The sequence below is a fragment of the Acinetobacter sp. AM genome (assembly GCF_003105055.1).
In the GTDB taxonomy this organism is placed as follows: domain Bacteria; phylum Pseudomonadota; class Gammaproteobacteria; order Pseudomonadales; family Moraxellaceae; genus Acinetobacter; species Acinetobacter tibetensis.
The window spans coordinates 22,724-33,515 of the sequence record NZ_QETG01000033.1 but is presented as its reverse complement, the minus strand read 5'-3'; the positions used below and the strand labels follow the sequence as shown (position 1 = coordinate 33,515).

The following is a 10,792-nucleotide window of genomic DNA, read 5'->3' as shown; positions in this document are numbered from 1 at the left end:
ACTATAGTTTCTACAACTACTACTCATGATAATGATAAATCATATGATGAGTTGTTTGGAGAAATATCAAGTAATGGTGAATATTTAGATTGGCATGATTTTTTATTTTCAAATTCAAAAGAAGTACTGTCTCCACCATTAAAAATATATATCGATAGTTTAAAATTTATTGATGTTAATCATGCTTTTTTTAATAAAGAAAGTCATGATCGTTATTTAAGGTTTGATAATTGTTTTTTTCAAATAGGTAAAGGTATGGATTTTATGAGATTTGAAAAACAAAATACTAGAAATGCATGTTCATATAAATATGATAGGCAATTTATTAGAAATATGGTCTTTAATGAAGTTCCGAACTATGATTATAGAGAGTTTCGTTTAATTTAGTTGATTAATATTTTTTAAAAATTAAAAAAAGCACCATAAGGTGCTTTTTTTAATCCCTAAAACTCTCACCTCTAGGAATAGAATACCAATAACGAATCTTCTTTCCATCGTTTAAAGTTTCAATATTGATTAGCTGGTATTCAGGATTGTCATAAAAAATTCTTGAGATCATTTGCTCAACACGTGCTGTACGTTCATGTAAAGGCTCTTTTGGGTAATCCTCAATGCAGTTCACATCATTAAAATAAATAGAACGACCAGATTTTCCCTCTACTTTAGATTTGAAACCTAAGTCTATTAGTTCAAGCATTGCCGTATTTAGCGATAGATTATTTTTTTCGGCATAGTCCATTAGTGATTCATATTGTTCCTGAGGCATACGGACTTGTGTACGTTTCCAATCATCTTGAGAAACTGCTCTCCCAGTTTTATTTTCAGCCATTATATGTGCTCATAAATACATTTGACATGATAATAACACTATGAAATACTAAACTCAATGACAAGATAATCATGTCATTAAAGCTTAAATAAAAACGCCCCGAACAATCTTGGCGGATCACGGGGCGAGTTATCAATCTTCATAGAGAGAAAACTGATATGAACAGTCTATCATTTAACGCAATACAATTTCATCCAGTACAACAGAACGATGATCAAATTTGGATTACTTCTTCTGAATTGGCTTATGCATTAGGTTATAAACATGCTGATTCAGTAACACGGATTTATAATCGAAACAGTGATGAATTTACTCCAGGTATGACACAAGTCATTGATAATCCCCAGACGGTCAATTTGACCGTACGGATATTTAGCTTGCGTGGAGCGCATCTCATCACGTTCTTTGCTCGTACTTCTGTTGCAAAGGAATTCCGAAAATGGGTACTCGATGTACTGGAAAAAGAAATACAGCATCAGCAAATTGACACTCGATTAAAAATTAACGCAGAGCAACAAGCCATACTCAAAGAAATCGTCGACCGACGTTGTGAGGGCAGTACAAAGAAACGCACCGAACTCTGGGCCAGACATAACAAGCACTTTCGCATTCCACGTTATAGCGAACTCTTAGCCATCCACTTTCAAGACGCTGTGGACTACCTAGAAACCATGCAGATCAAAGCAAAAGGGGATATTCATATAGATGAAAACCAATCTATAGAAATACTCTGTGGGCAAGCCAAACTATTTCAGGCATGGTGGAATACCCATAGCCCGACACTTGCAAAACTGAATCCGCTACTGGTGTCTATGCTGCATGACAATATGTTCTATATGACCTATGCCATATCGGATCTGTGCAAGAAGTATGGTGTAGAACTGCCTAACTATGACTATAAACACATGTTCGAATTGGCGACTTCACCGCACCAAAGGTACAGCCTAATCAAGTAAAAATGACCGCCTGAAAGGGCGGTTTTTTATAATTGCGTTATTGCTCTGCCAAAGCGACATATAAGATAAATTTGCTATAAAGAACTTTAGGGAAAAGGCTTAAAAAGTTGTAGAGAAATGAAGTGCTAAATTATTGATTTTATTGGGTCTAGTTGGGTAAAAATTTGACTAAAAAAAGCTCAAAAACAACCTGTGAAATTGTTATATTCCAATAGCTTATATCAGGTCATAGCTTGATATTGACATCGTAGAGGTCTCCAGTTCGAGTCTGGATATGCCTACCATATATTTATCAAAGACTTATAAGCGAAAACAGTAGCTTATAAGCCTTTTTTAATGCCTTTCATTTACTTCACCTGCTTTAGTTGCTGTATTTAATTCACCTAACAACGCTCATTTTGTGTCAGGATTTGTGGCAAAAATACGGGTGGAACGCGTTCAATAAAACATTGTGCTCAATTTTCATATAACTTCGCTACGATGGTGGGTACGGTACATATGAAATTATTTAAACCTAGGCAGCGTGGCAGTAGTAGGTCCATATCTATTATGGTCTACGGTAAAAGAGCATAACCTTTTTGGAATTTACTCTTCAAACCATGAGCATCATTGAAAGTCTGACATTATGAGTAAATAAATTGGGTTTGTAACAGGGGGCTACAAAACATAAAGCATACTTTGAGGAAAAAACTGAGTAAAAATCACATAAATAATCAGTCGTTCTAAATATCTAAAGCAAAATTATGTTTTCAAACTAGTATTTCTATAATTGGACCGAATAGTAAAATTTAATAAACAAAATGAAACAATATCGGTTCAGAGTGAAAGGAGTTCTTCTTTACAGCCTAATATCAAAATGCTAATAATCATAATGATTTATCTAGAATAAATTAATCACTTAAAGGAGACCTAAAGTGATGAATAGAATAGATTTAAAATTAATAAAAAATGGTACAGGAGAGGAGTTGGTTTTAAAATATTGTATCGTTCAGTCAATAATGATTACTAGTAAAGACATAGAAATACCCGTTGAAGAGGGAGATTTTCTTTACCATTCATTGCCCGATGGAATTGTTGAAAAATACGTAATAGATGAAGTGATTTCAAATAAGAATACAAATCCACATTACGAAATTTATGTTTCAAAACTGAATTAAATTAATTGTTTAAACGACCCACAATGCTCAGATAATGAAAATTATCTGAGCATTTTTTTTGAAAGAATAACTCTAAAAAACATAACTGGGTTGGTTTAACCTTTCTTATATGAAATGTTCACAAGTAATCTGTAAAAAAACTTTTGTAAGAGGGGATGCGACAAATCACAAAGGATGATCTGAGTGATGAAAGCTGAATAATAAGTACAAAAGCAAAAAGCCAAGAACGGCAATTCTTGGTTTTTAATTTCCAACCTTTAGATGAAGTAATGATCAAAAATATGAGTCATTACGATACGAAATATTAGTTAAGCTTCTAGGTGCAACAATCGAAGCTAGCAACTTAAAACCAGCAAGTTTTGTGAAAATATTCTGGAATCTCACTTCTATCGCAATAGTCTTAATAGTGACAAACATACTTCTAAATATAGTTTTTATTTTATGTAGGGCTATAAGAATGATGAGAAAACTAGCTAAAAATAAGGAATTACGTATTTGGCCGCATATAGTTTCCTAATATCTTACTTGGAGTTTGGACAGCTCAACTTGCATCGATGCATTCAGTTATTGATATTTAACACATTGTTAAGTTTAAGGGAAGTTACAAGCAAACTGATCAAGAATTGATTGATCGTCGTATAATATAAAAAGTTATTGGCTAATGATTCGAGAATAAAAATGACAACTAAGAAATTACACTGGTACATGGTTAACTTGAATTTTTTACAAGATAGCAATCCCATCCCTAAGAATCATGTCGTATTCCTTTCAATGGAGGAGAAATATGAAAACATGAATGCAGCCATGGTGAAGCATTTTTCGATGCTAGGAAAAGATTGGCTAGAGAATAATGGGCATCCACAAATTATGGACATATTCGCAACGTGTATTACTTATTTAGGGTTTATGTCTAATGAAGAGTTTTATGCGGAATAATGTATATAGTACATAGAGATTATTTTAATTTGACGATTTCTAAATCTCTCTTGTAATTGGCATGTTGAATGTGTTCATTCGATGAGTTGTATTGTATTTGGACCTCATCTGATAAGAGCATTTCTTCAATCACGCAGTTAAGTTGAAAGTATTCGCTGCTGTTCGATATATAGCCTTAAACACAATATCGTGTGCAGCCATCGAGAGAACTATACTGTAGTGGGATCCATTTAAATCCTATCGTTTGATCGTGAGCGTCTATCCCGAATGAAAATTACTTTATGACAGAGTTTTTTTTAATCAGTTTGACTTGATGAGTGGATAGCACCTTATTGATAGTCACTAAGAGAAATAGACTTGATACAGTCTTATCAGCTCTATTGAACGTCGAGTACCAATATTTCTAGCCGAGCGCATTTCAAATATTAAGGCTTCTAGTTCCGCATTGACTCGAGTATTCAGAAACTTTAATGGATATTCACTCTGGGCATTTAATCTATAAAGACCTTGCGCAGAATATTTTTCCCACCACCTGCGTAACATTGGTCTAGAAATGTACATCTTTGACAAACCAGACCTACATTGGTGATCTCTTTAAATAATTTAACCCATACAAATCGTGGTTTTATTTCTGTATTCATAGACACCAATCATATTGAAAGAATGTCTATGAATCACACAGATAATAATACTAAATTTAAAAAATACATATTTTCAATCAATTACACATATATGCTAACTGAATTCAGTTACTCGGCAATCTTGGCATTCCTAATATTATCAACATTTTTATTCATTAAATGTCTTACTATATTTTTGAACATTATCTCTTGAATAAAGCTAAGTTGTTGCTGGTGTTGGTTATAAAAATCATCTGGGCTATCAAATATTCCGAAATCTTGATTAATCCCTTTGTCCTGAATATAAGTATTACTTAAATTCCAGTCTATAGGTGGATTATCAAAATTCTCTGTAAAGACACCAAATCCGCAAAAAGTATTTGAAGGACTTTTATGCATTTTTTGGAGATTTGTTAAATACTCTTTATCAAGAATTACCCCTTCTAAAATAAACCAACTTTCATTTACATAGACTTCCACCCAACTATGCAGAATATTTTGTGGAGATAGTTTGTACCAAATGCCATCGATAGCCCCTTTTTGTAAGCTTTTATTGATAGTGAAGCCATGTAATCGGGTCGGAATTTCGACGGCTCTTAATAAAGCCATCAATAAAGTCGCTTTAGTATTACATTGACCATAGCCATCATCTAAAACGGCGGATGCTTGAATTGAGTCCTTTAAATTATAGCCAAATTGAATACCATCTTTAACAAAGTTATAAATCTGCTTCACTTGTTCAATATCGCTCAACTTATGCCATTCTTTCTCTTGAATTAAATTTTTGATTGATGGGTGGTTGTAATCGAGTAGTAAAGTTTCTTTCAGATATTTTTCCATGATTTTATATTTTCAATTTTAAGTCAGTGATTGGATTAAAAACTATGGGGTAAGACTGAAGTCAAGATTAAGCTAGAAAACCTTTACTGACCTTCTAAATATGTTCAAACGTAAGTCTATTTAAGAAATTAATGTTTTTAACAATATGTGTCCGTATATTGCCACTTATAAAGGATTTAACTATTTTTTGGATGGGGGAGGGGCAGCTCAGGAACAACATGATAATAAGCTTATGTTGTTGTTAGGATAAGTTCAAAACTGACACATAATCACATAGAATTTCATGTGCTAAAGTGAATTATGTTTCTTTTATTTCCGAAGATTACGTAATTTCGACTCGGTCCATTGGGTGAATTTTTAGTAAACAATACACGAATAACTATGATCCAGTCTTTGTGTGAGAGCTTTAAATACAGAGCAGTGGAAGTTTTTTTAGCTAAGATATTGAATAAAAATAAGATATGAAAAGACTTTTTCATGACCTTAAAGTAAATTTAAACTATCTTCAATCATAATGAACTATCGAAATGTTAAAGGGTAAATTAAGGTGTTGATTGGTCAAAAAATTGTGTACGGAAGCGTAAAATTTCACAAATATATCATCCAGTCATTTAAAAACTAGATTTGCACTAAATAAATTCTATTTTCCCTAAACAAAGTGAACTAGAAAAAATTATAGTGTATATTTTACCAATAATTAAAAAATTTATTTTATTATAATGAAAAAGTTCCTTATACCCGTGTTTCTATTGATGGTCTGTATCTTAGGCTTGAGTGTATATTACGAATCTGAGAGCAGGCAAAAGCAAGAAATTGACCGTTTGGTAAACGAAGCACACAGTTCGTTACAGAAAATTGAAGCAGATGCTCAATCAAAAAATATTTTGAGAAAAAAAGATCAATAGCACTATGAATTCATTTTTGTAATTAAAGATTTAAATTTACTTGTATCTCGTTTTTTTAGGTTTAGTCGCTGTCGTGCGTAAATTCTAGAAACAACGTGAAAATCAATATGTTATAATCCACGCCGAATTTAAAGAAATGTTTATGTTTTTTATTTAAGCTATTGATTTAAAAAGTATAAGTATCAAAGCTGCATAATTTATGCAGCTTTTTTCGTTTACTTGTATGAGGGAGTCTTATGTTATGCAACAACAGCTTCCTTATTTAGCTTGGAAAAAGCATCAGATATTTGGCATACCCATTGCTTTAAATTTCGAGAATCAAATGGCAAAAAGTTTAATTTTTAGCCCAATTCGGAATTTTGGCATAATGTTTTTTTACAGGGGCTAGGTCATGACGACTCCTAATCCATCTTCAGAAAACGTACTTGAACGCTTATTTAAACTAAGCGAAAACAAGACGACTTTTCGTACTGAAGTTCTTGCAGGTGTAACCACATTTTTAACCATGTGTTACATCATTATTGTTAACCCAATGATTTTATCCGAAACAGGGATGGATCATGGAGCTGTCTTTGTCGCAACATGTCTCGCAGCAGCGATTGGCTGTTTAGTGATGGGGATTATTGCGAACTATCCAATTGCTTTAGCACCTGGTATGGGACTTAACGCCTACTTTACCTATTCTGTTTGTATGGGGATGGGTGTGCCGTGGCAAACCGCTTTGGCAGCAGTATTTGTTTCTGGTTTAGTTTTTATTGCCATTAGCATGTTTAAAATCCGTGAAGCGATTGTCAATGCAATTCCAATGTCGCTTAAGTTTGCGATTGGCGGCGGTATTGGTTTGTTCCTAGCGCTGATTGCGTTAAAAAACTCAGGCATTATTGTTGATAATCCAGCAACACTGGTTGGTTTAGGTGATCTTAAGCAACCGACAGTATTGTTGACGTTGTTTGGATTCTTAATGATCGTGGTACTACACCAGTTTAAAGTACGTGGTGCGATTATCATCAGTATTTTGGTACTGACTGCAATTTCAACCATGATGGGGTTAAGCGAATTCAAAGGTGTTGTAGGAGAAATTCCTTCAATTGCACCAACATTCTTACAGATGGATTTTGAAGGCTTATTTACCGCGAGTTTAGTGGGCGTCATTTTTGTCTTCTTCTTGGTGGACTTATTTGACTCAACGGGTACTTTGGTAGGTGTCGCGCATCGTGCTGGCTTACTACAAGATGGTAAATTGCCTCGTTTGAAAAAAGCATTATTTGCTGACTCAACAGCTATTGTTGCAGGTGCAGCATTAGGTACGTCATCAACAACACCATATATTGAATCTTCAGCAGGTGTAGCAGCAGGCGGTCGTACAGGTCTTACTGCTGTTGTGGTTGGTGTTTTATTTATCTTGTGTTTGTTTTTAGCTCCATTGGCACAATCTGTACCTGGTTTTGCAACAGCTCCTGCATTGTTATTTGTGGGTGTGTTGATGATTCAGGGGATTACCCATATTGAATGGGATGATATTACTGAAGCTGTACCTGCATTCTTAACTATCGTATTTATGCCATTTTCATACTCAATTGCAGATGGTATTGCGATGGGCTTTATTAGCTATGCGTTAATTAAATTATGTACAGGCAAAGCTTCAACTGTTCCTTATATGGTTTGGATTGTTGCAGTGCTTTGGGCAATTAAATTTGCATTTTTTGGTGGTTAATACCCACACCAATGTTAAGGGTGTAAACTTGTTTACACCCTTTTTTCTTTTTAAGGATAAGGTATGAATCAACTTGAGCTCATCCGTGCTTTACCAAAAGCGGAATTACACGTTCATATTGAAGGGACTTTTGAGCCTGAATTGATGTTTGCAATTGCACAACGTAATCAGATTGAAATTCCTTACAAATCAGTTGAAGAAGTCAAGCAAGCCTATAATTTTCATAACCTGCAATCCTTCCTAGATATTTATTATGCGGGTGCAAACGTACTGGTGCATGAGCAGGATTTCTATGATTTGGCTTGGGCATATTTCGAAAAATGTCATGAAGATCGTGTCATGCATACAGAAATGTTCTTTGATCCGCAAACACATACCGATCGAGGGGTCGCATTTGAAACTGTAATTAATGGTTTACAGCGTGCCTGTGATGATGCTCAAACCAAATATGGCATTAGTTCACGTTTAATTATGTGTTTCTTGCGCCATTTAAGTGAAGAAGCTGCATTTGAAACATTGGCACAAGCCATGCCATTTAAAGATCAAATTATTGGTGTTGGGTTGGATTCTAGTGAAGTTGGACATCCACCTTCAAAATTTGAACGTGTCTTTGCCAAAGCACGTGAAGCAGGTTTCTTAGTTGTTGCACATGCGGGTGAAGAAGGGCCGGCAGAATATGTTTGGGAAGCTTTAGACTTACTTAAAGTCAACCGTATCGATCATGGTGTACGTTCAGAAGAAGATCCTGCTTTAATGCAGCGTTTAATTGCAGAGAAAATGCCGTTAACGGTTTGTCCGCTAAGTAACTTAAAGCTGTGTGTGGTTGATGATATGGCACAGCATAACATCCGCCGTTTATTGCAACAGGGCGTGCATGTTACAGTGAATTCAGATGATCCATCTTATTTTGGTGGTTACATGAATGACAATTTTGTTGCCATTACTGAAGCATTGTCTTTATCAAATGATGAGTTGAAAAAGTTGGCTCAAAATTCCTTTGAAGCATCATTTATTAGCGCTGCTGAAAAGCAAAAATGGATTGCAGAAATTCAAAGTTTGTAATTCTTTTGATATAAAAAACCGCACGTGATTGTGCGGTTTTTTTATGATTTCGTTTTACTTGGGTTGGCGCGTCATACTGCTGAGCACACCATCTTTATCAATAAAGTGGTGCTTTAATGCGGCAGCAATATGTCCGACAACCAATAAACCTGCTGCCCAAGACAGATAGATGTGTAACGGTTTTACAATTTCCAATACATCATAGTTTTCTTCTAGAAGGCGAGGAATCTCAAACATATATAAAACAGGTGCAGGATGACCTGCGCTCCAACTGAATAAACACCCCGTGATTGGTAAGGCAAGTAGCATTAGATATAAAGCCAAATGCCCAAGATGTGCCAATACTTTCATTGTTGGCGACATGCTATCAGGTAGTGAAGGGGCTGGATGTGTATAACGCCAGAAAATACGGATCATGACCAAAAAGATAATGGTCGTAGCAATGTTTTTGTGTAAAGTGATGACGTCACCTTTGAAGCTACCATCAGTCTCATAGCTTAAAAAGTTTCCGCTATAAAAACCAATGATCCAAGCGACAATAAAAATAATTGCCATTAGCCAGTGTAATACTTGCGCAGTGCGCGTGTAATAGGGTGTTGTATTTTTCATAAAGTATGAATAAATAGGTTGAATAATTTTTATAATCTTACTGAAATTAAAAATACAAGAAAATGCAGATTCTGCAACGATGCGTATATTTGTTGCAACGCTGATTTTATTTGCTAAGCTTTTGTTGGTAAATTATGCAAACAATTGATCATCAGCTTAATCAGGGCTTTATATTTATGGGTGTTACGGCACAATAGCCCTACTTTAAATTGATCACCAAGGTAATATTGTGAAAAAAAGATTAGCTGCATTGGCACCTGTTATTTTAGTACTTACTGCTTGTGCTACCACAGAAACAGCAACAACCACTGCGACAACAAGCCAGCAAGTGGGCATGGCAGCAATCAAAATTGCAATTAATTCAAAATGCGTGACAGAATTAAATAATACACCTGCTTGGAAAACCGCTACACGACTTATGACTGCGGAGCAAAAACAAAATATTCAAACGGATATTTGTGGTTGTGTGAGCGAAAAAGCACCACAAAATGTGACGACTTTGGATTTAGCAACTGCTGCAATCGATCCTGCTGCAAGAGCAACGATTGTTAACCAAGTTGTATCTGAAACTGTAAATGCTTGTGTTTCAGAAGCATTGAAGAAATAAAGTCAAAGATAAGAACGAAGCTGAATTTTCTCGGCTTTGTTCTTAAAAAAATAATTTTATATTTTCTTGTAATTTTAAGTCGTTTTCAGGTGATCAAACCGTTAAATTAACTATGATGTTATTCAACTAAAATGGTAAATACATGCATAAGAATAAATTTTTTTTAGCGCTTTCAGCAGTCTTTGCTTTAGCTGCTTGTAGCACCGTACAAAGTAGTGAGCAAAGTAATTTAAAATTGGGGACTTCTGCAATTCAGTTTGCTGCACAGACCAAATGTAATCATGATATTGATGACTTTGCTGCTTGGAAAATTGCAAGTAAATTAATGACAAAGTCCCAGAAGAAAGAAAAGAAGACCCAGATTTGTAAGTGTGTAGGAAAAAATGCACCCACTGTACTATCACCTTCTGAATTAGCGCTTGCTGCGGTGGACTCTAAAGTAAGAACAGCTTTAACAGGTGTTGCAGTGGCGAAAACTATGAATGCATGTGTGTCAGAAGTGGTAAAATAGTTTGGTATTCCATTGACTTTGATTGGCTGCTGAAATGCAGCCAATT

11 protein-coding genes are annotated in these 10,792 nt (G+C 34.9%); 8 read left to right on the top strand and 3 right to left on the bottom strand.

Annotation, left to right across the window (positions count from 1 at the left end; genetic code table 11):
• Window positions 1–387 (top strand): hypothetical protein (locus tag DCO44_RS16690; RefSeq protein WP_165815732.1); only part of this gene is annotated, 387 nt, incomplete at its 5' end.
• 49 nt (window positions 388–436) lie between these two features.
• On the opposite strand, the gene DCO44_RS14910 is transcribed toward DCO44_RS16690, so the two are convergent.
• On the bottom strand, window positions 437–829 hold the full coding sequence (locus tag DCO44_RS14910) for a hypothetical protein (RefSeq protein ID WP_116763262.1): 393 nt from the start codon (window positions 827–829) through the stop codon (window positions 437–439).
• A gap of 158 nt (window positions 830–987) precedes the next feature.
• Here DCO44_RS14910 and DCO44_RS14905 point away from each other — a divergent pair, with 158 nt between their 5' ends.
• From DCO44_RS14905 to DCO44_RS14895, 3 genes are all read left to right on the top strand, one after another.
• On the top strand, window positions 988–1,785 hold the full coding sequence (locus DCO44_RS14905) for a Bro-N domain-containing protein (protein WP_116763260.1): 798 nt from the start codon (window positions 988–990) through the stop codon (window positions 1,783–1,785).
• Window positions 1,786–2,702: 917 nt separating this feature from the next.
• Complete coding sequence (locus DCO44_RS14900) at window positions 2,703–2,942, top strand: hypothetical protein (RefSeq protein WP_116763258.1); 240 nt, start codon at window positions 2,703–2,705, stop codon at window positions 2,940–2,942.
• A 678-nt stretch (window positions 2,943–3,620) separates the two neighbouring features.
• Window positions 3,621–3,878: a hypothetical protein gene (locus DCO44_RS14895; RefSeq protein ID WP_116763256.1), complete on the top strand. Its 258-nt coding sequence runs from the start codon at window positions 3,621–3,623 to the stop codon at window positions 3,876–3,878.
• Window positions 3,879–4,627: 749 nt separating this feature from the next.
• Here the strand turns inward: DCO44_RS14895 and DCO44_RS14890 are convergent.
• Complete coding sequence (locus tag DCO44_RS14890) at window positions 4,628–5,338, bottom strand: transglutaminase-like domain-containing protein (protein ID WP_116763254.1); 711 nt, start codon at window positions 5,336–5,338, stop codon at window positions 4,628–4,630.
• Between the two features lie 1,296 nt (window positions 5,339–6,634).
• Between DCO44_RS14890 and DCO44_RS14885 the strand changes: the two genes are divergently transcribed.
• Both DCO44_RS14885 and DCO44_RS14880 read left to right on the top strand, forming a co-directional pair.
• Window positions 6,635–7,957, top strand: coding sequence for an NCS2 family permease (locus tag DCO44_RS14885; RefSeq protein ID WP_116763251.1), 1,323 nt, complete (start codon window positions 6,635–6,637; stop codon window positions 7,955–7,957).
• A gap of 63 nt (window positions 7,958–8,020) precedes the next feature.
• Window positions 8,021–9,019, top strand: coding sequence for an adenosine deaminase (locus DCO44_RS14880; protein WP_116763249.1), 999 nt, complete (start codon window positions 8,021–8,023; stop codon window positions 9,017–9,019).
• A 54-nt stretch (window positions 9,020–9,073) separates the two neighbouring features.
• Here the strand turns inward: DCO44_RS14880 and DCO44_RS14875 are convergent, their stop codons facing one another.
• Window positions 9,074–9,628: a cytochrome b gene (locus DCO44_RS14875; protein ID WP_116763247.1), complete on the bottom strand. Its 555-nt coding sequence runs from the start codon at window positions 9,626–9,628 to the stop codon at window positions 9,074–9,076.
• Between the two features lie 229 nt (window positions 9,629–9,857).
• On the opposite strand from DCO44_RS14875, the gene DCO44_RS14870 reads away from it, so the two are divergent.
• Window positions 9,858–10,235 carry a hypothetical protein gene (locus DCO44_RS14870; RefSeq protein ID WP_116763245.1) on the top strand — a complete coding sequence of 126 codons (378 nt, stop codon included), beginning with the start codon at window positions 9,858–9,860 and terminating at the stop codon, window positions 10,233–10,235.
• 142 nt (window positions 10,236–10,377) lie between these two features.
• Window positions 10,378–10,746, top strand: coding sequence for a hypothetical protein (locus DCO44_RS14865; protein WP_116763243.1), 369 nt, complete (start codon window positions 10,378–10,380; stop codon window positions 10,744–10,746).
• The last annotated feature ends 46 nt before the right edge of the window (window positions 10,747–10,792 follow it).

Coding starts and splice junctions, on each gene's coding strand:
- DCO44_RS14895 (WP_116763256.1), top strand. CDS start 3,621: ATGACAACTAAGAAATTACACTGGTACATGGTTAACTTGAATTTTTTA.
- DCO44_RS14900 (WP_116763258.1), top strand. CDS start 2,703: ATGAATAGAATAGATTTAAAATTAATAAAAAATGGTACAGGAGAGGAG.
- DCO44_RS14905 (WP_116763260.1), top strand. CDS start 988: ATGAACAGTCTATCATTTAACGCAATACAATTTCATCCAGTACAACAG.
- DCO44_RS14865 (WP_116763243.1), top strand. CDS start 10,378: ATGCATAAGAATAAATTTTTTTTAGCGCTTTCAGCAGTCTTTGCTTTA.
- DCO44_RS14890 (WP_116763254.1), bottom strand. CDS start 5,338: ATGGAAAAATATCTGAAAGAAACTTTACTACTCGATTACAACCACCCA.
- DCO44_RS14875 (WP_116763247.1), bottom strand. CDS start 9,628: ATGAAAAATACAACACCCTATTACACGCGCACTGCGCAAGTATTACAC.
- DCO44_RS14885 (WP_116763251.1), top strand. CDS start 6,635: ATGACGACTCCTAATCCATCTTCAGAAAACGTACTTGAACGCTTATTT.
- DCO44_RS14910 (WP_116763262.1), bottom strand. CDS start 829: ATGGCTGAAAATAAAACTGGGAGAGCAGTTTCTCAAGATGATTGGAAA.
- DCO44_RS14880 (WP_116763249.1), top strand. CDS start 8,021: ATGAATCAACTTGAGCTCATCCGTGCTTTACCAAAAGCGGAATTACAC.